At 59.0% G+C, this 23155-nt stretch carries 24 protein-coding genes; 10 read left to right on the forward strand and 14 right to left on the reverse strand.

Features of this window, described 5'->3' with window-relative positions:
- Nucleotides 1–235: 235 nt before the first annotated feature.
- Nucleotides 236–778, reverse strand: coding sequence for a recombinase family protein (locus ABIB99_RS24440; protein WP_354177772.1), 543 nt, complete (start codon nt 776–778; stop codon nt 236–238).
- Nucleotides 779–1064: 286 nt separating this feature from the next.
- Between ABIB99_RS24440 and ABIB99_RS24445 the strand changes: the two genes are divergently transcribed.
- The 3 genes from ABIB99_RS24445 (at nt 1065) to ABIB99_RS24455 (ending at nt 3983) form a co-directional block, all read left to right on the forward strand.
- Nucleotides 1065–1298 carry a hypothetical protein gene (locus ABIB99_RS24445; protein ID WP_354177773.1) on the forward strand — a complete coding sequence of 78 codons (234 nt, stop codon included), beginning with the start codon at nt 1065–1067 and terminating at the stop codon, nt 1296–1298.
- A gap of 206 nt (nt 1299–1504) precedes the next feature.
- Nucleotides 1505–2806, forward strand: coding sequence for an alpha/beta hydrolase (locus ABIB99_RS24450; protein ID WP_354177774.1), 1302 nt, complete (start codon nt 1505–1507; stop codon nt 2804–2806).
- A 331-nt stretch (nt 2807–3137) separates the two neighbouring features.
- On the forward strand, nt 3138–3983 hold the full coding sequence (locus tag ABIB99_RS24455) for a hypothetical protein (RefSeq protein WP_354177775.1): 846 nt from the start codon (nt 3138–3140) through the stop codon (nt 3981–3983).
- Here the strand turns inward: ABIB99_RS24455 and ABIB99_RS24460 are convergent.
- The gene (locus ABIB99_RS24460; RefSeq protein ID WP_354177776.1) at nt 3898–5316 is read right to left on the reverse strand and encodes a site-specific integrase; all 1419 of its coding nucleotides are present in this window, start codon (nt 5314–5316) and stop codon (nt 3898–3900) included. The two genes, ABIB99_RS24455 and ABIB99_RS24460, sit on opposite strands and share 86 nt — an antisense overlap.
- A 281-nt stretch (nt 5317–5597) precedes the next feature.
- Between ABIB99_RS24460 and ABIB99_RS24465 the strand changes: the two genes are divergently transcribed.
- Nucleotides 5598–5855, forward strand: a complete 258-nt coding sequence (locus ABIB99_RS24465; protein ID WP_354177777.1) for a DUF6538 domain-containing protein — start codon at nt 5598–5600, stop codon at nt 5853–5855.
- 70 nt (nt 5856–5925) lie between these two features.
- Entirely contained in the window at nt 5926–6612 is a 687-nt protein-coding gene (locus ABIB99_RS24470; RefSeq protein ID WP_354177778.1) for a recombinase family protein, read from the forward strand.
- 90 nt (nt 6613–6702) lie between these two features.
- Here ABIB99_RS24470 and ABIB99_RS24475 read toward each other — a convergent pair whose 3' ends face one another.
- From ABIB99_RS24475 to ABIB99_RS24490, 4 genes are all read right to left on the reverse strand, one after another.
- A complete protein-coding gene (locus ABIB99_RS24475; protein WP_354177779.1) occupies nt 6703–8625 on the reverse strand; it encodes an ATP-binding protein in 1923 nt (640 codons plus the stop codon).
- 115 nt (nt 8626–8740) lie between these two features.
- Entirely contained in the window at nt 8741–9919 is a 1179-nt protein-coding gene (locus ABIB99_RS24480) for a hypothetical protein (RefSeq protein ID WP_354177780.1), read from the reverse strand.
- Nucleotides 9919–11202: a hypothetical protein gene (locus ABIB99_RS24485; protein WP_354177781.1), complete on the reverse strand. Its 1284-nt coding sequence runs from the start codon at nt 11200–11202 to the stop codon at nt 9919–9921. Before ABIB99_RS24485 ends, ABIB99_RS24480 begins: the two co-directional genes overlap by 1 nt.
- 325 nt (nt 11203–11527) lie before the next feature.
- Entirely contained in the window at nt 11528–12547 is a 1020-nt protein-coding gene (locus ABIB99_RS24490) for an outer membrane protein (protein ID WP_354177782.1), read from the reverse strand.
- A gap of 1101 nt (nt 12548–13648) precedes the next feature.
- Here ABIB99_RS24490 and ABIB99_RS24495 point away from each other — a divergent pair.
- Nucleotides 13649–14140, forward strand: a complete 492-nt coding sequence (locus tag ABIB99_RS24495) for a septal ring lytic transglycosylase RlpA family protein (RefSeq protein ID WP_094184040.1) — start codon at nt 13649–13651, stop codon at nt 14138–14140.
- Between the two features lie 96 nt (nt 14141–14236).
- Here ABIB99_RS24495 and ABIB99_RS24500 read toward each other — a convergent pair whose 3' ends face one another.
- The 3 genes from ABIB99_RS24500 to ABIB99_RS24510 all read right to left on the reverse strand — a co-directional run bounded on the left by ABIB99_RS24500 (nt 14237) and on the right by ABIB99_RS24510 (nt 16060).
- Nucleotides 14237–14725 (reverse strand): Crp/Fnr family transcriptional regulator, encoded by a 489-nt coding sequence (locus ABIB99_RS24500; protein WP_354177847.1) that lies wholly within the window; start codon nt 14723–14725, stop codon nt 14237–14239.
- Nucleotides 14726–14921: 196 nt separating this feature from the next.
- The gene (locus ABIB99_RS24505) at nt 14922–15560 is read right to left on the reverse strand and encodes a ferric reductase-like transmembrane domain-containing protein (RefSeq protein WP_063985883.1); all 639 of its coding nucleotides are present in this window, start codon (nt 15558–15560) and stop codon (nt 14922–14924) included.
- Nucleotides 15561–15571: 11 nt separating this feature from the next.
- On the reverse strand, nt 15572–16060 hold the full coding sequence (locus ABIB99_RS24510) for a peptidase associated/transthyretin-like domain-containing protein (protein WP_063985884.1): 489 nt from the start codon (nt 16058–16060) through the stop codon (nt 15572–15574).
- Nucleotides 16061–16431: 371 nt separating this feature from the next.
- Here ABIB99_RS24510 and ABIB99_RS24515 point away from each other — a divergent pair, with 371 nt between their 5' ends.
- On the forward strand, nt 16432–18195 hold the full coding sequence (locus ABIB99_RS24515) for a SulP family inorganic anion transporter (RefSeq protein ID WP_354177783.1): 1764 nt from the start codon (nt 16432–16434) through the stop codon (nt 18193–18195).
- 13 nt (nt 18196–18208) lie between these two features.
- Here ABIB99_RS24515 and ABIB99_RS24520 read toward each other — a convergent pair whose 3' ends face one another.
- Together ABIB99_RS24520 and ABIB99_RS24525 are read right to left on the reverse strand one after the other, a co-directional pair.
- Nucleotides 18209–18658 (reverse strand): DUF3085 domain-containing protein, encoded by a 450-nt coding sequence (locus ABIB99_RS24520; protein ID WP_063985886.1) that lies wholly within the window; start codon nt 18656–18658, stop codon nt 18209–18211.
- Nucleotides 18655–18894, reverse strand: coding sequence for a hypothetical protein (locus tag ABIB99_RS24525; RefSeq protein ID WP_063985887.1), 240 nt, complete (start codon nt 18892–18894; stop codon nt 18655–18657). Before ABIB99_RS24525 ends, ABIB99_RS24520 begins: the two co-directional genes overlap by 4 nt.
- Nucleotides 18895–19064: 170 nt before the next feature.
- On the opposite strand from ABIB99_RS24525, the gene ABIB99_RS24530 reads away from it, so the two are divergent.
- The 3 genes from ABIB99_RS24530 (at nt 19065) to ABIB99_RS24540 (ending at nt 20826) form a co-directional block, all read left to right on the forward strand.
- On the forward strand, nt 19065–19232 hold the full coding sequence (locus ABIB99_RS24530; protein WP_231143679.1) for a hypothetical protein: 168 nt from the start codon (nt 19065–19067) through the stop codon (nt 19230–19232).
- A 58-nt stretch (nt 19233–19290) separates the two neighbouring features.
- Nucleotides 19291–19509 carry a hypothetical protein gene (locus ABIB99_RS24535; RefSeq protein WP_028151408.1) on the forward strand — a complete coding sequence of 73 codons (219 nt, stop codon included), beginning with the start codon at nt 19291–19293 and terminating at the stop codon, nt 19507–19509.
- A 309-nt stretch (nt 19510–19818) separates the two neighbouring features.
- Nucleotides 19819–20826, forward strand: a complete 1008-nt coding sequence (locus ABIB99_RS24540) for an LLM class flavin-dependent oxidoreductase (protein WP_354177784.1) — start codon at nt 19819–19821, stop codon at nt 20824–20826.
- Nucleotides 20827–21044: 218 nt separating this feature from the next.
- Here the strand turns inward: ABIB99_RS24540 and ABIB99_RS24545 are convergent, their stop codons facing one another.
- From ABIB99_RS24545 to hpaH, 3 genes are read right to left on the reverse strand one after another with little or no spacing between them, the layout of a single operon-like run.
- On the reverse strand, nt 21045–21920 hold the full coding sequence (locus ABIB99_RS24545; RefSeq protein WP_063985889.1) for an amidohydrolase family protein: 876 nt from the start codon (nt 21918–21920) through the stop codon (nt 21045–21047).
- A 13-nt stretch (nt 21921–21933) separates the two neighbouring features.
- A complete protein-coding gene (locus tag ABIB99_RS24550; RefSeq protein ID WP_063985890.1) occupies nt 21934–22326 on the reverse strand; it encodes a RidA family protein in 393 nt (130 codons plus the stop codon).
- A 25-nt stretch (nt 22327–22351) separates the two neighbouring features.
- Nucleotides 22352–23155, reverse strand: coding sequence for a 2-oxo-hept-4-ene-1,7-dioate hydratase (gene hpaH, locus ABIB99_RS24555; protein WP_231143681.1), 804 nt, complete (start codon nt 23153–23155; stop codon nt 22352–22354).

Below are 23155 nucleotides of genomic sequence, written 5' to 3' on the forward strand. Positions count from 1 at the left end.
TGCCGCCGACTGCCATGTGTGGACCAGCATTTTACGAGTGCAGTACTTTATCAGCGTAGGCAGGTTCCATTCGGCTCACGGCTTATTCCCCTGAGAAAGAATTGCGCACGAACGTCTCCGTTGCGGAATTGCTTGATCAGCTCGTTTGCTGACAGCTCCGCTAAGGCAGGGCTTGCGACGAACAAAAACATATGGAAACTAGGAATTCTGGGAGACGTTGAATTGGAATCATCTTCTACAGCCTACCTATTGTCTGGTGACTTACCCCAAGCAGTCTAGCAATCTCGGTGTGGCTCTCCCCGGCGTCACGTCTCCGCTTAGCCTCTACGATCTGGAACGGGCTCAGCTTTGGCTTCCTACCAAACTTCACGCCCCTAGCCATGGCCCTTGTCCGGCCCTCCCCGGTTCGAGCAAGAATTAGACTTCGCTCGAACTCCGCAAGTCCTCCGAGGATCGTAATCATCAGCTTGCCATGCGGCGTGGTCGTATCAGCCCAGGTATCAGCTAGTGAACGGAAGCCTGCCCCTGCCTTACTGATCGCGTCTAGCGTGTTCAACAAGTCCAGTGTTGATCTTGCCAGTCTGTCGAGCCTAGTCACCAACAGAACGTCTCCGGCCTTCAACGCCTTTAGAGCGTCATGGAGAGCCTTTCGGTCCCTCTTTGCTCCGCTCTCCTTTTCGGCGAATATCTTATGTGCGCCTCCCTCCTTGAGCTTTGCGCGTTGTGTGTCGAGTGTCTGCCCGTCCGTCGATACGCGGGCATATCCATAGATCGCCATAACGTTCTCCTTTTTGGACTCGATATATGGACAGGAAAAAACCAGAGAAATCAGAGCTTCGGCTTCTGTCCATAACTTGTGAGATTTGGACAGAATAGCGCATAGGAGAGCGCTTGTCCCGACGCTTCCTTGGGTTGAATCAGCATTTTTTCGAGAACCTTCGCACTTTCTCGAAGTCGGAAAATGGCTAGGGCACTAGTGGGGGGTGGGGTGCCTTAAAGGGCGCATGAACTACACCTAAAAAATAGCTGACAAAAATTTTGACCTATCAGGCGAGGAGACAACGATGTCGAGCAAGAAGCTTTCGCCCGACGGCGAAGTGACAGTGGCTTACGGAGCCGCAATGGTTGCGGCATTCCAGGTGCTCATCAATTGCTTAGAAGAGAGCGACGCGTTGTTGCCCGGTCAGTTTCCTGATGCACTTGGCGTCTACATGGAAATGGTGAAGAGCCAAGAAGGAAACCTGAGTGAAATGACACTTGCGGTGCTTCACGACATTCGGATGGCGACATTAAATTAGGTCGTGCCACATAACTTTAATCCGCCCGAGAACAGTAGGATTTCCGGTCTGTCTTCGGGAGCGGACATAAGCGTCCTGTCTCAGCGAGTCGGCTAAGGGCCAGAAGGCAACATCGCGGCCGCGGTTCGGTCTTTCGACCGAAAGGACGTGCGTTTCTGGTTGTCCGCTCGTTCTGATTGCTCCATGATATCTGTGGGAGCGAAGAGATGGTTAACTCTCAATGGCGAGCTCTTCGGAGTAAAGTAGGCGCGCTTCTGCCTATTGTGAGCCTAGCTATCAGTTCATTTGGCGCCGTTTTCGGGGTGCTTCGCTATTTTGATATTCTCGAAGTGATACCCAGTGGTCTGGTAGCGCTTGCAATGCTCTTATTGTGGGCGACTTTGTTGCTGCTGTCGGTGAAACACGCCTCCGAAGACAGATACACTTCCGCGCGAGATATTCTAAAACGGCTGAACTACCCGCCCGGTGTAATTGGCATTCAGAAAGTCATGTTCGCTACCAATCGGCGAATGACCGACACGGTCGAAGGGACGAGCCTTGATTTGGAAAAGATAACTCATCATTTTCAGACCTGGCTCTATTACGGTCGAGCATGGGTAACAATCCCTGCCGTTCACAGAATAGGAACTGTGGAACGACCGCGGCGAATATGGAAATCGCTTTGGCTCCTCAAGGAGGCGGAAGAGCCTGCCAAGCATTTTACCTTAGCTGAACTATCTAGGTTGAAGGAATCCGACTTCTTTGAAGAGATATCGCAGGCGTCAGCAAAAAGCGCGCTCGTGTTTGTACATGGCTTCAATGTGTCTTTTTCGGATGCGCTCTTTAGAGCCGCCCAAATCGGTTACGACACAAACTTTAGAGGCGAAGTGATTGCGTTTTGTTGGCCTTCGAGGGCCTCAGTTGAATTGTACGATGCCGATCGAGAACGGGCACTTGCCTCTCATTACGCACTTCTGGATCTGCTGAATGATTTGCGCCGAAAGGCAAGCATCGAAAATATCTTCCTAGTCGCGCACAGTCTTGGGAGTCAGATTGTTGTCGGCGCACTTTCGGCGATAAATTCGAGACTTGGCGAAGGTGCGCTGGGAGTAGAAGAGCTCGTACTTGGCGCGCCGGACGTAGACAGAGACGTATTCGTTTCGTCTGGTGACTTTATTAAATCAGCTGCACGAGGAATAACAATCTACGCATCGTCTGCTGACAAGGCTCTGATCGTTTCCCGCCTGAAAGCAGGAGGCGTTCCGCGGGTAGGCGACGTGCCACCAGATGGCCCATTATTAATCCAAGGTGTTGATGTGATCGACGTCACGGCTCTCGGAGAAGACATGTTCGCTCTGAACCATGGAGTGTTCATTAGTGACCGTTCAGTGCTCGATGATCTCGGTCGCATCATTACGAGTCGCACTAGACCTCCTCATGATAGAACAACTACCCTAAGACAGGTTCCGCCGCATTGGAGGGAATTGGCAGGACGAACGGCACCGGATTACTGGGTGTATCCTCGTTGAGAGAATTCGAAGATGCCCAATTGACTTCTGCAATGGGTCAAAAGGCGAAATGCCGGAATTGCTTGCGGAAGTCTGCTTCGCTCCTCAAACCGGGCAACTCACATCGTTGGGTCTCCGCGACCGCACGGCAGACAAAAGACATCATTAAAGCCGTAAGTCGGGGATCGCTGTGCTACGCGATTTGACTTACGATGTTTAGTAGCATATTATAGTAATATCAATCTAAGGTAGAGTACCTACCGTATTCTAGTTCACTTCATCCTAGGCCATGCTTCGTTTCCACCGCAGAGAACCTCCTTCGGGAGGTTTTTTGTCGTGGAAAGGAAAGCCAATGAGAACTGCTAGGAGACAGAGACAGAATACCCTCAGAAGGCAAGAACAAGAGTATCGAGACAAGATATCAAAACCGGAGTTGTCCGGACCTGAGAGCCGCAATGGCGATACAAACACCATTAGTGTGCTCACGCTTCAACAACATCCAATTCCTGCGCCGCTACCGATCTTAGAAGCAGAGATCGTTAAGCCGCCCCGACAGCGAAAAAATATCCAACTGATTATTCTCGCCTATTCCCTGGGATTCGTTGGAATAGGCATCAATGGATGGTTTGCCTACAGCCGAGGCTCAAGCGATATCGATAAGCTTCTGCTCTGCGGGCTTGGCTTCATCGCTGAATCCATCATGTTCTATCTGCCTGCCCAGACCGCCAACCTATGGCGGGAGCGTAATTGGGGAGGATTTATCTTCGGTTCTGTGGTGTGCGTGTTGCTCTTCGCCTTCGCCGTTATCAACGGCTTAGGCTTCGCCACTCTCAACCTTCATGAAATCACGACAGCAAGAGCGGAAAGGGTTACTCCAGCCGTCTCTGACGCACAGCGGAGACTCGACATTGTCTCGACTTCAAGGGCTTCCGAATGCATAAGGCGTGGCGACAAATGCCGACAGCTTGAGAAAGATGAGCAGCAAGTTATACAAAACCTCATGGAGGCTAGAGAGAAGGTTTCTGCGACAGCGGACCCTCAAGTAACATCGGCTGCAAAGCTCGTCTCTTGGGTCACCGCGAGCCGATTTAGTCCAACCGCCGATGACTTCGCTATGCTTCGGCTGCTGCTTCTGACAACCCTTCCTCAGCTTGGCGGCTTGATACTGATGCTAGCAAGTCGCTCTCCCAATCCGTAAACAGAGCATTCGCCACTTGAATGGCTTCATCCTGTTGCAAGCCATCCTTCAATCCTCTCTCGACGTAATTCAACCAACGTGTCTTTCGTTCGTTGAACGCCTCTAGCTCCGTCTGTCCGAGGAAATGCTTGTCTAGCTTGTCCTGAATATCTTTGAGTAAGGTTTCACGGCCGATGTAGACGGCATCCATGCCTTTGTCGGTTTCCCGACGCATAAGCTTTCGCTCTTCCAAAGTAAGTTTGGCCTGAATGAACATCGTGTTTGCTGTACGACGCAGATCTTTTGAAAACTGAAAATCCTCTACGCCCGCACGAATTGCAGCATCCTTGATCGACTGACTGACGGCATCCTTAGTCTTGGGGAAAATCTTTCCAGTCGGGGGAGTGCCAGGAGTAGCGAGGGGTGAAGGCATCCTCTCAGGTCCGGGCAAATGCCCGTCGTGATAAAGAGATGCCCATAGCTGAAGCAGCATCAATTCAGCCATGACCGGCAAAACGATCCTAACAGGCTTACCTACATTACCAGTAGCCCGGTCTGTCTTGCTCTTTCTGATCGTTATACGACGCTTCTTGAAATCGATATCGTCCCAAGTCAGGTTGAATATTTCTTGCCTTCGCATTGCTGTGTGTGCGGCGAGCAGGATAGCGAGACGGACGTAGTACCGATTTTCTCCTAGGCATCTATCGGCAGCGGCTAAGAGTCTCTTTAGTTCATCTTCCTCCAAACCTCGCTCTCGCCGACCTCCCGTCGAGCCTTTGATCCTAATTCCTTCCCAAGGGTTTTGAAGCTGAGCTAAACCCGGCCACTTCTTCGCAGCCTTCCAAGCTAGCTGTATGTGACTAACTTCCCAGCGCACCGTGCTTGGAGTGACGAGCTTGCCGTCTCCCGCGCTTCCCGGAGGCTTCCAAGTTTCCTTGGTTCGGTCTCCGATATATTTATCAGCGACCTGACGATTGAACTCGAACAAGGACATTGAGCAAATATCGCGAAGAGAAAATTTCCACAAAACTTGGAATACATTCGACGGCCGCAGACTATCTTCCTCCAGCTCCTCTTTGTCGTCGTATACGGCATCGTCCTCCGTAATGAGCCTATCTCCGAAGTGCATGTAGCTCCGGATGATATCTCTGACCGTGTACTTCTGTAGGTCCTTGACGGTTGTAGGAAGCCCTAGTCCGGTCCGCCGTTTATTGGCGTTGTTCTCTTCCTGAAATTCCAGCGCTTCCTTCTGCGTCTTGAAGTATCGAACGACGCCCGCTGAGCGGTCGCGGTATCGCCACGGAAGCTTTCTCGGCTTTCCATGAGGTTTGTCTTTCATCCTCTCGACTGACATCGCGATCCCTCCTGCGGAGGCTCCCGGCTAATCCGTCAAAGCGGCGATGTCATGGCATCGAGCCACCCCGAAGACCACCCCGATTTCACGATATCGATATTAAGAGATTGATTATTCTAACTAAATCCTCTCTTGATCACTCCCTTGGTAATGGAGAGGTCGACAGTTCAATCCTGTCTGGCAGCACCATCAATGTCCGTGTGACATCAGCAACTTACTGAACATGTTGAGGCTTTCGCGCTGCGCCTGATACACACAGGTGCTACACGATGATATTGAGAATGGCCTGCCCCACTAAACGCCCCGGCTCAGACAACTGGTACTTTCGCAAACGTATCCCAGCTGACGTTCAAGCGATCTTGGCAAAGCTGCCCAAAGCTCAGCGACCAGCGAACTGGTACAAGGACCAGATCAGCATATCGCTTGGAACAGCGGACCGCTCTGCTGCTAAAGCGAGGTGCCCTGATGTCGCTGCGCAGGTCGAGCGCACCATGGCGACGCTCCGCGCGGGGCCCAAGGGGCACCGCCTCGGCCCCTGATGAAGGGGTTGACCACATTTCCGGGCCCCATTACAACTTAGTCAACGTTCGTTGATTGGGATGTTATGGCATGGCCGAAGGTGTGTTCGTGGCGTACTACCGGGTCTCTACTAAGGGACAAGGGAGATCGGGCCTCGGGTTGGAGGCTCAGCAGGAGGCCGTGCGCAACTATCTCAACGGCGGCCGTTGGTCACTCGCAGAAGCGTTCACGGAAGTGGAGAGCGGCAAGCGAGATGACGACCGTCCCCAGCTCGCTAAGGCGCTACAGACGTGTCGCGTCTACGGTGCCAAGCTCGTCATCGCTAAACTCGACCGGCTGTCGCGCGACGCACACTTCCTGCTCGGGCTGGAGAAGGCTGGCGTAGACTTCGTTGCCGCAGACATGCCGCATGCGAACCGGCTGACGGTTGGCATCATGGCGATGGTCGCCGACGAAGAACGCCGAGCGATCTCAGAACGCACCAAAGTGGCCCTCGCAGCGGCCAAGCGGCGCGGTGTCAAGTTGGGCGGTGACAGGGGTGCGCGCCTTACACGAGCGGCGCGGAAGGCCGGGCGCGATGCGCAAGTCGTGAGAGCAAACGAGCGGGCCGCGGACCTTGCCCACATAATCCGAGACCTAGAGGCCAACGGCGTAACCTCACTCAGTGGCATCGCTAGGGCACTCACGGTGCGGCGCATTCCCACGCCGCGCGGTTCAACTGAATGGTCGGCGGTGCAGGTGGCAAGGACGGTATCGCGACTGACCCCGACGGCCTGAGCTTTTCGGGGCCGTCATCCTTGCTGGCCGCCAACGCCGCTTCGCATGGTTGTTTTCATTCAGCTCAATCAGTGTCTTTCAACAGGACGCTTAGCGCTGCTCAACGAGGTCGATCATGGTCTGAAGAGGCATCTGCTCTGATTGGCCATCCAAGTCCTGGCCCTGCATGAACGGAGCATTGCGCAACTTGCTTCTTAGGCCAAGCATGCGGCGCTCTGCCCGCCGGACAAAGGTCTCATAGGACATAGCTCGGACGGTCACCTTGTTGCCGTGGGTGGTGTCATCAACTTCATTTGGATCGACCTTAGAGCCCAAGACGAAGCACGTGACCGTTGAGGTTTTGGTCAACAGCCCCTTGTCCATAAGCTCACGAACATACTTCCAAGCCTGTGACTTCTGCTCCATCCCAATCGTGACACCGACGCGCTTGATCTCAGCTATGACAAGTCGCGAGACGCCATCGACCTCATGCCCGTCATCGTAGGCGTCGCGGCTGTAGAGGCCCACGCTACCGTCAGGCACGATCACGAAGTCGGGACGATTTCTACTTCCAACGGATGATGCGCCGAACACCTTACGAATGACTTCGGTCATTCCTTGGTTGGATGTGAACTCGATACTCTCAAACTCGGGACCGAACACCCACAATGAGCGCTCAAAGAGCGGCTGAAGATCAGCGACCTCGTCTAGCGCGTTGTTGCGCAGTTTGCTGTCCAACTCTTCAATCAACTTAAGCCGCGTTTGGATTTCGTCTAGCGCGATCTTAGCTGTCCGGATCGTCCAGTCAGCGAGGATTTGATGCAGTTCGTCGAGGTCGCCAGTGGGTAATTCGTGCAGCTTGTGGATCAGGCCATAGCGAGAAGTTGATAGCTCCAGCTTGGCCAAGATGTTTGCGACCTGCTCAACCTCGTTAGTCGAGATCGAAGGGCACTCATCAACAACCCGGTCCACGAACTCGCCCCAGCGGTCGCGACCGACTGGTGACAGTCTACTTACTTCACGTGCCAATGATTGCCGAATGCTCGCCTTAGCCTCCTTTCGTCGCCCCGCAGTGAAAGTAGAGAGGAACCTCTTAACGGCTTCATGCACAGCGGTCCTCGTTGCCTGCCAAGCCTCACTCGATGGGTTGAAGGCGGACCAATCTGGTAGGACAGCAATGTCTAAGAAGTCCGCGGAGACAATGATCTGAAAGCGCTTGGCTTCACTAGTGCGCCCATCGAGTATGCGCTCGTCGTCAAACCCGACCCAGCTTTGGTTGCCGACAAGCCGCGACTTAACGCGCCATGCCAAACCATGCTGTCGCGTCGTCCTATCGGCTTTCGCAGCATCGATGATGATCAGATGCGCTGTACCAAAGGCCGCTACCGGCACATCGATTTCGGTGAGGAGCATGGTTGGCACGTCCTCAAAGGTCACCCGAACCCCGTCAACCGATACCCTGAAACTAGGATCGGCTAGGAACCTCGTACCGATGATCTCCCGCGCCTCAGCAGCAGACATGATGACACCGTGCGAGGAGGTGGCGGCTATCTCTGTACCGTGGCCCGCAGCATCGGAGCGTGTCTTTGTCACCCTCAGATCGAAGGGTTGCGTAGTCCCACGCTTAACCTCATAGGTCACCTCATTCCCGTCGCGCCATGTGCGGACGGTGTACGGGTCGGAGAACCGAAACCCAGCATGACGACCACGACCGTTGCGCCCATACGCTTTGCGCGGAGCGTGCCCTTTGAGGTCGAGCGGCGGGTCTGATTGCGTCCCCTCCTCGCGGAGCTTGTCGTAATCGATCTTGCGCCACCGCCTGTCGAACTGAGCCGCGGTCATGCCCCTTCCGTTATCGACAATCGAGAAGCACGTGCCTGCTTGTTGGTCTGGCCAAGTGATGTCGACTGTCGTCGCGTAGGCGTCCCAAGCATTCGCTACCAGTTCGACGATTGCAACCGACGTGTCTGAAATAATGGAGCCTGCATGCAGGTCGAGGAAACGCTCATCAAAAAGAACCCCCGTCGCGTCCACCTGTGTCCCCCTCACGCTGCTCTTGGGTTGTGCGGATGGGCAATGTAACGTAGCGCGATAGACATACAAGGGATTGCCGTCAGACGGGCGACTTCGCGATGCAGCGACGGTTCGATCAATGCTTTTGGCTCGGCTCGGAGGAAATTCGCCCATCCGCTCTGGTCGAGACGATTTCGTCCTCTGGGAAGAGCGTGCCCTCGTTCGCCACGGCCGGTGTCGGATTTGCAAAGGAGCCCCGAGCGGCGTTAGCGATCTTCTCACGTGAGATGGTGTGGAAATCCAAGATGACGCCAAGGAGAGATCGCGCCTCGACGCTCAACGCGTCAAAATGCGTGATGTCCACCTTGAACGCATTTCTTTCCAGCTCGCGAGCCACTATGAAAAGACCATCCGTGGCCGATAGCCGCGCCACATAGTCAGCGATAATCTCAGCAGGAACACGGCCAGCCTGCTGGTCGAAGCCGCGCTCTACCTGCGCAGCAATGCTGTTCCCATTAGAGACGTGCTGTCGCACGAGGCCAACGGCCGTCCGGACAGACGCCAATGCCTCACGAAGGTTTGTGTGTCCGTAACGCACACCGCTGATAAGCGCCGCACGACGCTCCTCGTGCGACTGGAATGCAAGATCAGCCAACACGAAATCGAGCCCGATGGCCGCGTAGGCGCAAGCTGAATAGAAGCCTCTTAGGGCAACCTGGGCCGGCTCCGACTTCGGCGCAGCTTGAACCGCTTGCTCCCCAAAGAAGCCTGCGACGCTCAACGCCATGTTAGCGGAATGGATGCCGAAGTTCGTAAGCAGCAGTGAACGAGCGGCAAGCATCGCCGATCTCCACTCAGCATTCCTCCTCGCAGTATCGACGGCCTTGAAGAAACTGTCGTAGTCTTCAGAGGAGTACTGGTCGCCCAGCCTCAGCTTTGGGGCGCTGACGAGCTTACTAATCGCGCCGCCATCGAGCAGCGTCACGCCAACGGATTTCGCCAGCCTGTGTGAGCTTGGTCGCTTGTCGGTGCTGGCGACTATCGCTCCGTCCACATTGAGCGCTGATTGCAGCCCCCGCGCCCAGATGAGCCGTTCAGCGGCCTTTGGCTTTGTCTTGTTCTTGGCATCGACGATCAGTCGTCTCCGGCTAAGCGCCGCTGGCCTCTCGTATAACCAAACATCCACGTCTGTGACATCTTCATCATCGAGACGATACGGAGCTCCGCGCACGGCGAAATAGCCTGCTTGCCAGAAGTACTCCTTGAGCACTTCTTCCAGCTCCAACCCTTTTCGACCGGTGTTTGTATCCGACATTAGAACGTACCTCCCGTGCGCAGTGCGGAGAGAACGTCCCGCGTCAACTTCTTGCTCTCGGGTGTCTGGCGCTTTCGACGGAAATGGTCGCGCGATTGCTCCGGCCCGACGTAACCCGACATATTCCCCTCAAATGGCCTATCTACCGCAGCCAACGATGCCGCCTCGCCTGTGGTCAAAACCGCGAGCGCCATCTCACCAATGTCCTTCTTCAGCAACTTCATTAGATGTCCGTACTGAGGTCCGGGGCGCGTCTGGATAACGCCCTTCGTCTCCAACACCCGGTAATCCTCGCCGATGGCCGTTGCTGGGCCGATTTCGCGACCCGAGATGAGGGACCGGAGTAGAACTTCCACGGAGCCAATTCGACCCGTCCCCTGTGACCGCAGCGTCATACCGTAGGTTAGCGCGGCGACCAACGCCTTAGCCAGATCAAACGCGTCATCGACCATAGGGTCATTGAACTTGTGAAATGCCGCGGGCCGGGTGACAAAGCCATGTTCACCGGAAGCATTCATGACGTGGTTCACGTCATACATGCCCGCGGCCTTGAGCTTATCGAACAGCACCGTTCCAAGGAGCCTCTCTGCTGCAGACACAGAGACGCAGCCTTTGGCTTGAAGGATACTATCGAGTTCCGCCACCTTCACATGGTCGGCTGACGACAGAGAAGCAAGCACCCGGCTGACCTTAGTCAAGTTGTCGCGTCGGAAGAGGTTACCGTTGAAGTAGAGCCTGCTTCCATCGACCGCTTCCGCATCAACAAACCCAACCAGCTCTGAGCGATCAAGCAACTCGCCCACGCGCTGGGTCGGCAGAGCGAACTCGTCTGAAATGGCCTCGATGCTCTCCTTGCGCATGACAGGCGAAGCTGAAGCCGCGTCTGCGATGACAATCGAAGCTCTCTCCTCCGCCGTGGGGTCCTGTTCCTCGAAGATGTCGCAGGCATGCTGCACCGTCGCCACGGTGGTGAGGCCCAGAGCAACAACATCGCCATTCTGCGACGTGTCAATCACGCGCCTGCGTTTGAGCATGTCGAGCAGCGAGGCAAGCTCCGTTTTAGGGTTCAATCCTGCTGCTTGTGCAAACGCGTCAACGCGCTTCTTCGGTATGTGCAGCTCGTCGTTGGCGGCAAACCTTGACAGGAGGGATGATGCCTTACCTGCCGCGTCAATGGCCGGAAACTCGGCCGACGCATTCTGCGTCGCTGCGGTCTTCTGCGCGTGATGGACGACCCACGCCCCCTTTTGCTTCTTCGGGATTTTTTCGTAGCGCTTGCTCATCGGCGGCAATCATCTAAGGTTGCAAGGGAAAGCGGCAGTCTACTGAGCTACGTCAGAGCCGCAATCATCTCTTCGTCTTGTGAACATGAATTGGAAGCAGCTCGGAGGGGCGTGACAACGGCCCACGTCGCTGATACACAACGGCCTCCGGCGAGGCGAAAAACCTCAGCGATTTCAGTGAGAATGGGCCATTCCGCCACAGTTCAATCCTGTCTGGCAGCACCAGTTTCCTCAGAAAATCGCCTTCTTCCGTTGCCCGGTTGCCTCTTGGGAGGGGCCGGACGTGTCGTCCGCCCCCTCCGATTCTCGCAGTGATCGAGCTCAGCTAGAAGCCGAAGCCGATGCCGCCGGCTGCGAGATGGTGCGATGTGCCGCCGAAGCTGGCCGTCCACGGGCTGGTCGCAGCATGAGCGGGATTCACGGTGGAGCCGAAAACCTGATTCACATCGCCGACGTACAGATAGCGGTACTCGCCGAACAGGTAAGCGCCGCTGTTGCCGAGAGCGAAGCGCGCACCGGCCTTGGCCTGTGCCGCAAAGGTCCAGGCTGAGGAGTCCGGACGCGCGTTGAAGTGGTTGATGCCAGGCTCGGCCGGGTCGGTCTGTGTGGACGTGGCGCCGTTGATGGAGACGTTCGCGGCCCCGATCCCGCCACCGATATAGGGCGTGATGCCTTGATAGGGCGTGTTGAAGCCGACAACCATGTTCGCCAGCAGCACCGTGGTGCGCGTCGGGAAAGTCGTGTCGAAGGAGTGCTCTGCAAATCGGTCTGTGGGGGTCACCAACGTCGCACGCGGCTGGTTACCTGCCAGATAGAAACCTTCGATCTCCAAAGCGGGCCGCAGATACGTACCATACGACCATTCATAACCGAGATGCGCGCCACCGAACCCGACGCCGCCGCTGCTGGTCCGCCCTGTGGCGTCGACAGCCAAGGGGCCCCCGACGGCCTCAACGAAAAAGACGGTGCCGAGCTGGCTGACGTCAGTGCCGCCGCGACTGCCGCCGCCACCGAACACACCGACATAGGCACCGCCGGTGCGCGCCGGCGCGACTGCGGGTCCCTTGTTGTACATCGCATAAGCCTGCGCGGGCGGTGCTACCGCAACCGTCTCCCTCGCGGCGTCGCGTCCGGCTGGCTTGGCTGCCGGTGCAGTCGCCTCTCGCGGAGTGACCGTGCGCCGCTCCTGTTTGGCCTCCTTCAATTCGGCACGCAACTCGGAGATGGTCTGCTGCTGCGCTTTCAGCATGCGAAACAGTTCGGCGTTGGAGGGAACGTCCTCGGCATGGGCGGCGCTCGCCGTCATCAATCCCGCGGCCACGATGAAACATTTACGCGCTGTCATTTGATACCCCGCCCCTCGGTTGCAAATCATCGCTGACACTATGGAACCTGGTCAGGCCATCGCAAAGATATCGCGTCCGCGGATGCGACCGTTTGAGGCACCTAAGCTGGCGATTCCGAACCCATGTGGATTTTGAGCGACACGCACCCCGCGTCTCGATCAATCCCATCGGGCAACACCATTCTCAATTCACGCATGAAGCGGCATTCTCGCGGCATGAAACGCCCGAGTTTTGCTCTCCTCTTTCGTCCTCTTCCGTGAAGAGGGCGCAGGGAAGGCCGGGTGCCGGCTGACACCCATGATCCGCTGCGCCAGGAATTTGCACACGCAAATGCGCAGGCGGGAAACAGGTGGGCCGGAAAAACACCCGGCCTTCCCTGCGCGATGGTCTGACGGCTTATGCGCGCTCTCCCCGGAGCCGAGTTCCTTCTGGCCTCCGTCACCTCGCGAATTGGCGATGCCTCGAAACCCGGTAGAGTCCCGATCCATCTCCGCAAGGCTAACCGTAGCAACGACGGTCAGGACCACGCGTTTTCGCCGTACGCAGCCATCCAGCTCCACCCAAGGGCTTCGCCGGACACAGGCGCCGTCCGTCCCGCACGCAGTCAAGGCCCTCACGAGGTTCATCTCGCCCTGGTCCTGCCTTCGCGTGCCCGGCACTGCCGCGTCCACCGCACCCCGGCCCACGTTCGTGACGACGTACGATCGCCCCTCTTCTCGGGCCGGGACGGCGGAGAGAATGCCGCAATTCCGAATTTCGGTAAAGTGGAATATTTTTACTGAAGAGGATTGACGAGTTTCTGCGAGCGGCGGGTGTTTTGCCCGACGCATCAATTAGCGCGAGCGTGTCGGCTTGTGGCGACATCGCATTTGTCACTCACCGCAGGTTCCATCAGGTCATGCTGCTGACGCATTCTCTGTCTTAGTCGGGGACAACCTAAAACACTGCGTGCGCACCGCTCTGGTTCGCACATCGGTTCCGTAGCCAGGGGTTGGCTCGAATCCGCAAAGCACTGGTGCAAGTTCGTGAACGCTTCCGCGTTCGCTTGACCATGCTTGCGGTGTCGGAACCGGACGATCGAAAAAATCACAGGAGTTATAATGCTGTTCCGCTCGAGCGCCGCAATTTGCGGCGCCCTGGTTGCGCTTGCCGTTTCTGTTCCCGTTGATCGAAGTGAAGCGTGTGAAGTTCACTCAAGCGCCGTCGTCGATGCCGCCTCCGGGGAGGCGATCGTTGGCGCCGCATCCATGTACAATCCGTTCAAGCCCGGCAAGGAAGAGGGCGGTCCGAACACAGCCTCCGGCGAGCGCTATGATCCCTCTGTCTGGGCGGCTGCCATCAAGACGAATTTGCGCGGGAAATTTGGTGGGGTCCAATTTGGCGCGAGGCCGAAATATGCGCTCGTCGAGGCCGTCGGCAAGAAGGTCATCGTCAAGATAAATGACGTGGGGCCATTAAGGCCTGGCCGCATCATCGACCTCAACGAGCGGACGATGCGCCATTTCGATCCAAGCCTGGAACTCGGAGTCATTGTTGGCGTAAGAGTGATCCCACTTTCAGGGGACGATTGGATCCCGGGACCGGTGGGCTGAACGTCCCACGCGAAGTGGCGTGGCCCGGATGGAGCGCGAGCGTAATCCGGGACCGTCAGCCGCGGAGCGAACTTGCGGCGGCGCAGAGAAGCACAGTCATCTCGCGGGGGTTTCGTCTTCGTCCGCCTGGTGTCCGGTGAGGCGATCGTCGGCACGGCGCAGCCGCCGGCATAGCTCTCGATTGACGTTCTGCAGGACGATCACATAGGCGTGGATATCGGCCTTGTAGCAAGCGTAGAGCTTTTGCGCCGTCAGCTCGTACAGCACCGTTGGACTCTCCGCGACCACCGTGGCGGAGCGATTCTGCATTTCAATCAGCGTCATTTCACCGAAGAAATCGCCAGCCTCCAGAACGGAAATCGGGATGATGTTCCCCGAGTTCGCCTGCTTGCTCACCGCCAGCCGCCCGGATTTGACGATGAACATCGAGCGTCCCGGATCGCCTTCCGCCACGACGGTCGCGCCGGCATCGAAGCGGCACTCGACCAGCATCGAAATCAGCAGGTCGAGGCTCGGGTCCGGAAGACCGCCGAAGAACGGCGTCGCGAGCAGGAACGCTTTCAGCTCGGGGGCACTGACAACCATCGCGCTAGGATACGCCCCGTCGCAATCTGCGGCAAGCGGAGCGGAGATCGGCGCTGACGACGCCGAACGTGTTTGAACAAGGCGGTCAGCAAAAGTTTCGTAGGATGGTAGAGCGCTTGCGAAACCCATCATGCTTCCGCGCAGACAAAGTGCGATGGGTTTCGCTTCGCTCTACTATGCGCTACGCGCGGCCATGTCACTGCGGCGCAGTGCTCTCGCCGCGCAAGGTCCTTCGCTTTCGCCACACCTGCAGGTCGATCATGACTTTTACGGTTGCCGCGAGGACGAGCGCGCAGAGTGCCGCCTTAGAGATCGTCTCCATCGTCCCCTCGATCAGCAGGCAATGGACCACGCTGCCTGCGACGATGACGATCGCCAGCGGCATGTGAATGAAGCGCCAGGTTCGTGGTCGCAGTCCCAATCGCCGACGCAGGGCGGCCAAGAGCGCGACCGCGAAGATGGCCCACATCGCGGTCACGCCAAAGGGAGAGAACGGCGTCGGCGATGAGAAGGTCAGCGCGTCGATCATGTCGGGCGGACTGGTGATCCAGAGGCCAACGACATGGATCACGATCGCTGCGACCAGCGTACCGCCGATCCAGTGATGCGCACGCCGTCCGCGATAAGCCGGGAATCCCGGCAGATATCCGCCGATCAGCAGGGGCTGAACGAGCACGAGGCCGAGGGCAACAATTCCCGCAAACCCGGCCACGACGTAGAGCGGACCGCGCCATGCGAGCTGCTCGCTTCCCGCTGCCGCGACGATCGGCACGCCAATGGCCGAAGCAAGGGCAACCCAGATCAGGATCACCCGGGCCAGTCTCCACCCCTTCATTCGCAACCCGGTCAGGCCGTCTGCAGGACGAAGTGCGCTTCCAGGCTCGTCTCCTTCGCGCTCCGCATCACCGGCCGCAGAAAGACGGTCTTGAACTCACCGCTGTCATAGGCGAGGTGACCATGCGGCTGGCCGAAGATCGGAATGATCTGCGGCATCTCGAGCCGGAACTTGCCGTCCTTGTCGGTGAGCGTGGCGCCATGACTTTGCGGTTCGTGCTCCTGCCCTTCGGTCGTGTGCGCCCAGATCTGGATGCGCTGCCCGGCAAGTGGAGCCCCGTCGCCTGCGCGGCGAACGGTGCCGCTCATCCAGAAGCCGCCCTTGCCGATCCGGTCCACGATCGCCGCGCCCTTGCGGTAGTTGTTCGCGCCACCCGACATCGACTCGGTCGGTGCGAGGCCTTCGGCACGGGCCGGCAACAGGAGCCCGGACACCCCGGCCGCCAGGACCGAGCCGCCGGCGGCGAGGAGATAGCGTCGGTTGAGTACGACCATGGTCATGTCAGTTCCTCCTCGCGACCCCAGCAGCAGTTTCACCAAGGGTACAACAACAGGCGCAAAACGCCCAGTTGAGACAACGGGCGCACCAGGTCGCAATAACAGGGTTGTGAACGGAGGCACAGGCCACTCAAACAGCCGCGAACGAACGCCATTCTCGCGGCATGGAACGCCCGAGTTCGGTTTTGGTCCTTCCCCCTCGTCCGTGAAGAGGGCGCAGGGAAGACTTGGTGCCGGCTGGCACCCATGGCCCGCTGTGCTGCTTCGGCCATAGCGCCGGGCCACTGTTCAGCCTGCTGCGGGCGTAATAGCCTGATCGGTCCAACACATCATGCGGGGCAAACTTGCTCAATGCGGGCTGGGAGAAACCATCAATGAAGCGCTGGTTGCCCGGACTCGACACTCTCCGTCAATATGAAGCAGCATGGCTTCCGCACGATATCTTCGCCGGCATCGTCCTGGCGACAATGCTGGTCCCGGTCGGCATTGCCTATGCAGCTGCATCGGGCCTGCCGGGCATCTACGGTTTGTACGCAACGATCGTGCCGCTGCTGGCCTACGCGCTGTTCGGCCCAAGCCGCATTCTCGTCCTTGGCCCGGACTCGGCGCTGGCGGCAATACTCCTTGGAGTCATCGCTCCCTTGGCTCAGGGCGATCCCCTGCGGGCCGTGACACTCGCGGGCATGATGGCGATTGTCTCAGGGACGGTCTGTATCCTGGCAGGCGTCGCGCGCCTTGGCTTTATCACCGAGCTTCTCTCGAAGCCGATACGCTACGGGTATATGAACGGAATTGCCCTGACCGTATTGATCAGCCAGCTGCCCAAGCTCTTCGGCTTTTCCATCGAGAGCGAGGGGCCACTGCGAAGCCTGTGGGCGATTGTCAGCGCGATCCTTGGGGGGCAGATAAACTGGGTCGCGTTCGCGATTGGCCTCGCCACGTTGATCGTGATCCTGCTTCTCAGGAACAACAAGCGGGTACCGGGCCTTCTGATTGCGGTCGTTGGGGCTACGCTCGTCGTCGGGGTGCTTGATCTCGGGACGCAATACGGCGTCAAGGTGCTGGGCCCCCTTCCCCAGGGCCTGCCGGGTTTCGTTGTCCCATGGATCACCTCCAGCGACCTCGTGCCGGTGCTGATCGGCGGTTGTGCAGTAGCGATGGTTTCGTTTGCCGATACGAGCGTACTTTCACGTGCCTATGCTGCGCGATTGGGGTCTCGGGTCGATCCCAACCAAGAGATGGTCGGGCTCGGTGCCGCCAATCTGGCGACGGGATTTTTCCAGGGCTTCCCGATCAGCAGCAGTAGTTCACGGACACCCGTTGCGGAAGCCGCCGGTGCCCGCACTCAACTCACCAGCGTCGTAGGCGCGCTTGCCATCGCGTTGCTCCTCCTGGTCGCGCCGAGCCTGCTCCAACATTTACCCACCGCCGCATTAGCCGCCGTCGTTATCGCATCGGCGATTGGCTTGATTGAAGTTGCCGACCTCAAACGAATCTATCGCATTCAACGGTGGGAATTCTGGCTGGCCATCGTCTGCTTTGTCGGTGTAGCAGTGCTCGGAGTCATTCCAGGAATTGGTCTTGCGATCGCAATCGCTATCATCGAGTTCCTGTGGGACGGTTGGCGCCCACACTCCGCCGTATTGGGGCGCGCCTACGGCGTCAAAGGCTATCACGACATCACACGATATCCGGATGCGCGCCGGGTCCCCGGGCTGGTCCTGTTTCGCTGGGATGCACCTCTGTTTTTTGCCAACGCCGAATTCTTCAGGGAACGCGTCCTGGATGCCGTAGCGACATCGCCAACACCCGTGCGTTGGCTAGTTGTTGCCGCGGAGCCGGTCACGAGCGTAGACGTCACCGCCTGCGACGTGGTTGCCGAACTGGACCGATCGTTGCACGCGCAAGGCATAGAGTTTTGTTTTGCCGAACTCAAAGATCCCGTGAAGGACAAGCTGAAAAGATTTGGCCTCTTCGCGCAGCTTGGAGAGAATTACTTCTTCCCGACAATCGGCGTAGCCGTCGCCCGCTATCTCGAAACCAACAACGTGGAATGGGAGGACTGGGAGGACTGGGAGGACGACGATGTGCAGGGCTTGGAGAGAGTAGCGGGCCAAGATACCGCGTCTGGTCCTTAGCCGAGATTCAGACTCAAACCCGACAACTGCGTCCTGACGTGGTGTCATTTTTGTCCCGGATGCGCAGCGATTGCAGTCGTATGCTCGCCGTCCCTTTTTCGACGACAGCCACCGTCATCGCGTCGGGCTCGAAGGTCACCTCGAGGTCGGCGCCGGCATCGACGGCAGTGCCGATCATCACCAGATCGATGAATTCCCTCCCATCGTTATCGCCGAAGATGGCGCGCTTGATACCCAACCAACTTTGGACCGGCACCCTGAGCGGGTCGCATTCGTTTGCGTAGGCCAGAGTCACGCTGCCCCGAGGCCTGGCGCCGTTATGCACGAGATAGATGCCTTGGCCACCGACAAGCCAGAAACCGGGTGAATCTCGACCGTTCATGGCTCGCACCGAAACCGGCCATTGCCGGACGGCCTCGTTCCAGAGCGCCTTCAGCCTTGCATGAGGGAAGGTCAGCTTCACTGAAGTGGGTTCCGCCGAGCTGCGTAGTTACGAGTTGCGATCGCGTCGGCAATCTGGTCGCGTGGCACAACGCACACGATCTGGGCATCATTCGGCAGGGCGAACGTCAGCCAATAGGTTTCGGCGTCGTATGCGGCGATCACCACGACGGCTTCGACGTAGGCAGCTTTGCTGTTGTCGGCGACGGAAAACCCAGCGTCCGTCAGCGCGGTGCGTTCCTGTTCGTCAAACTTCACGGCGTCATCTCGTGTCTGGAGGACGCCCCCGCGACTCGCGGTTTACCCACACCGCTTACGGAAACCTCGTTAAATCGCATTAAGGTTGTGAAGGATCGGCAATGTCCGGCGACGACGGGAGCCCGACGACTCAAGCGTCACGGCTGCGCGAACGAGACCCAAGCCATTGAATGATCCTTCTTGTCAGCGCCGCATCCCTCAATATTCAGCAGGCATCCACTGGTGGCGCCGCAGCGCCCTACCGCGACTGCGTCCAGATGTCGCGCTCCTCGTCCATGGTCAGGACGATCGGCATCGGCTTCGGCTGGATCGGTAGTTACCGCGATTTAACTGGCTGATCTCTCCGGATCGGGCGAGGGCTGCACGCGAGCACACCGTCCGCGAGAACGACCAACAATGCCGGAAATTGAAATCACCGACGAGTGCCGCGCTCTGATTGCGGCCGAGTTCCCGTCCGACGATACCGGACAACGCCTGGCAAGCGGCAAATGGCAGATACAGATCGATGAGGTGACGTGGCAAATGCTGCACAAGGCACGGCGGCCCGGCGAGTCAGTATCGGACTGCATCATTCGCGTTATCATCATCATCCAGCACAAGCGCGGCTTGCTGTAGCTGCCGCCAACGGGAAAAGTGCCGGCCACATCTCGACCGAACCGACAATCATGGAGGTTCGTCCCTCGACGCCAGAGACGTGGAATAGGAACGGCAGAACAATTCACGAGATGGAGCCAAAACTAGTAAACGGAGGACGATTTCGCTCTTGAGAAGCAAAAGGTGAATCCTGGCCCGCTACATCGTCTCTGACGTTAGCACAGCAGATTTGGATTGCATTTGCGCGCTACGGCCGCGCTAACATTTCCATAATAAGCCACTACATGTGAGGCCGCAGCGCACATCGCACTCCCACCCGGTACGCCAAACATGATCCCCTTCTCCGTGCTCGACCTCGCTCCCATCCGAAGAGGTGGCGATGCGGCGCAGGCGTTCCGCAACTCGCTCGACCTCGCCCAGCATGCCGAGACCTGGGGCTACAAGCGGTTCTGGCTCGCCGAGCATCACAACATGACGGGCATCGCGAGCGCGGCGACGTCGGTGGTGATCGGGCATGTCGCGGGCGGGACTAGGACGATCCGGGTCGGGTCCGGCGGGATCATGCTGCCGAACCATTCGCCGCTGGTCATCGCCGAGCAGTTCGGCACGCTGGAGTCGCTCTATCCCGGGCGGATCGATCTCGGGCTCGGCCGCGCGCCGGGCACCGATCAGTTCACCGCGCGGGCATTGCGGCGCGACCTCGCCACGAGCTCCGAAAACTTTCCGCACGACGTGCTGGAGTTGCAGGCGCTGCTCGGTGATGTCCAGCCGAACCAGTCGATCCGCGCCGTGCCCGGCTTTGGGACGAAAGTGCCGCTCTGGATCCTGGGATCGAGCACCTTTGGCGCGCAGCTTGCCGCGATGCTCGGGCTGCCATTCGCGTTCGCCTCGCACCTCGCGCCTCAAATGATGATGCCGGCGCTGCGCGAATATCGGGCGCGCTTCGAGCCGTCGGCGCAGCTCGACAAGCCCTATGCGATGGTCGGCGTCAACGTGTTCGCCGCCGAGAGCGACGCGGAGGCGCAGAGGATGTTCTCCTCCCTCCAACAGCAGTTCATCAATCTGCGCCGCGGCACGCCCGGCCCGCTGCCGCCGCCGGTCGACGACATGGACGCGCTGTGGTCACCGGCCGAGAAGGCCATGGTTGGCCAGTCGCTGTCCTGCTCCGCCGTCGGCTCGCCCGAAACTGTCGAGGAGAAGCTGAAGGCGCTGATCGCCGAGACCGGCGCGGACGAGCTGATGACGACGGGCCAGATCTACGACCACGCCGCGCGGCTGCGCTCGTTCGAAATCGCAGCCGAGGTGCGCGACCGGCTGGCGGCACGGCCGGCGGTGTGAGCGCCAGAATTGGAGGCTGTGAAAGCGCCCGGCCTTCATGGGGCGAGACGTCCGCCGCTAGCGGCTCCTCAGCATGAGGGTCTAAGACTTTGCCACGATACGAGACCTCATCCTGAGGAGCCCGCCAAAGGCGGGCGTCTCGAAGGATGGCCTCGGGCGACAGCCGGGCCTGCATGGTTCGAGACGCGCGTACCGCGCTCCTCACCATGAGGGTCTTGCTAGTCCGGAAAGCCGAACAGCTTTGCCGGATTGTGCACGAGGATCTTCTCCAGCTCGGCCTGGTCGGGCGCGTAGCGGTACATCAGCTCTAGCAGGTCGGCGTCGTTGGGCGGCTGCTTGACGGAGACGGGATGCGGCCAGTCGCTGGCCCAGACGCAGCGGTCGATTGCGGCCTCGATATAGGCGCGCGCGATCGGGATCACGTCGTCATAGGGCGGGCCGGCCTGCGAGGTCTTCTCGCCGAGCGACAGCATGACCCAGAAATTGCCCTTCTCGAGCAGCTCCAGCATCTTGCGCAGGTTCGGATCATCCCGGCCATTCGAGGGCACGGGCCGCGCCATGTGGTCGATCAGCACGGGGACGTCGAGATTCTCGTACTTGGCGACGCTGGAGACGATGCCGTCCTTCTCGGGCTGGATCTTCACGTACCAGCCGAGCTCGCGGATGCGCGCGATGGCGCGGGCGAAATCGGCGTCCGACAGCACGGCGCCGAGCTCCTGGCGGAAACTGAAGCGCGCGCCGCGCACACCCGCGTCATGCAGCTTGGAAAGATACGAGTCGCTCGCTTCCGCGAACACCAGTGCGTTGGCGCAGCCGCGATAGTTCGGGCCCATCGCCGCAAGACCGTCGAGTACGACGGAATGATCCGCACCATAGGTCGTGGTCTGCACGATGATGCCGCGCTCGATGCCGAGCGTCTTGTGCACGCGCAGCGCTGCTTCCCAGGTCGCGCTCGGCATCCGATAGGCAGCGCCGGGGCGTTCCGGATATTTGTCGATGGGCCCCAGCACGTGAAACTGGCTGTCGACAGTCTTCGGCGGCGGCGCCCTGACCGGGCGACGGGGGTTCGGGTCGAACGGCAGATAAGTCGGCATGCGCAAAGCTCCCTCAGTCGATCACGGCGGTGAAGTCGCACTGCACCAGCGCGCCGCCGTCCATATTGTCCATCGGCAGCGCGTGACGCGCCGGGCGCGAATGCTCGTCCGGAAACATTTTTAGCCACTCGACATTGACCGGGCCGCGGTGTGTACGGTCCTTCAGCCACACCGTCATCTTGATGATGTCGTCCGTGGTGCCGCCGGCGGCTTCCACCGTCGCCTTCATATGCGCGAACATGTTGGCGCATTGCGCGTCCAGGCTCGCAGGCATCACGCCGGCCGCATCACGGCCGAGGATGACACCGGACATCACGAGATTGCCGATGCGGCAGGCGTTGGGAATCGGGTTGGCGTGCTTGAAGCCGCCGATGTGGATGCTCTTGCGCCGCGTTTGACCCGTCATGATGCGCTCCCTCTTATGTGTTGATTCAGACGAACTGGCACGACACCGAGCCGAACGCGCCATAGTCGGCATGGAACGTGTCGCCGCGCCGGATGTCGACGGGACGGGTGAACGATCCCGCCAGCACCACCTCGCCGGCCGCGAGATGTTCGTCATGCGGCGCAAGACGGTTGGCGAGCCAGGCGATGCCGTTGGCGGGATGATTGAGCACGCCGGCCGCAAGCCCAGTCTCCTCGACCTCGCCGTTGCGGAACAGCAGCGCGCCGATCCAGCGCAAATCCGCATCCATCGGGCGGAACGGCCGGCCGCCGAGCACCAGCGCGGCGTTGGCCGCGTTGTCCGAGATCGTGTCCATCACCTTCCGCGTTTTGCCGGTCTCGGGATCGATGCGATGCATGCGCGTCTCCAGGATTTCGAGCGCAGGCGTGACGTAGTCGGTGGCGTTGAGCACGTCGAAGATGGTGCAGTCAGGTCCGCGCAGCGGCGCCTTCAGCACGAAGGCGAGCTCGACCTCGATGCGCGGCGCGTGAAAGCGGTCAAACGGAATGGGCGTGGCGTCGGCATAGAACATGTCGGCGAACAGCACGCCGTAATCGGGCTCGGAGATGCCGACCGCGTTCTGCATCGCCTTCGAGGTCAGGCCGATCTTGTGTCCCTTGATAACACGGCCGCGGCCGAGCTGCAGTTTCGTCCAGGCGCGCTGGATGGCGTAGGCATCCTCGATGGCGAAATCGGGATACTCCTTCGAGAACATCGGGATCAGCGTCTTGCTGCGCTCGGCCTCATCCAGGCGCGCGGCGAGGCGTTCGATCGTGGCGGTATCGAGCAT

Origin of the sequence: Bradyrhizobium sp. LA6.1 (assembly GCF_040547805.1) — a bacterium.
Classification (GTDB): Bacteria; Pseudomonadota; Alphaproteobacteria; order Rhizobiales; family Xanthobacteraceae; genus Bradyrhizobium; species Bradyrhizobium barranii.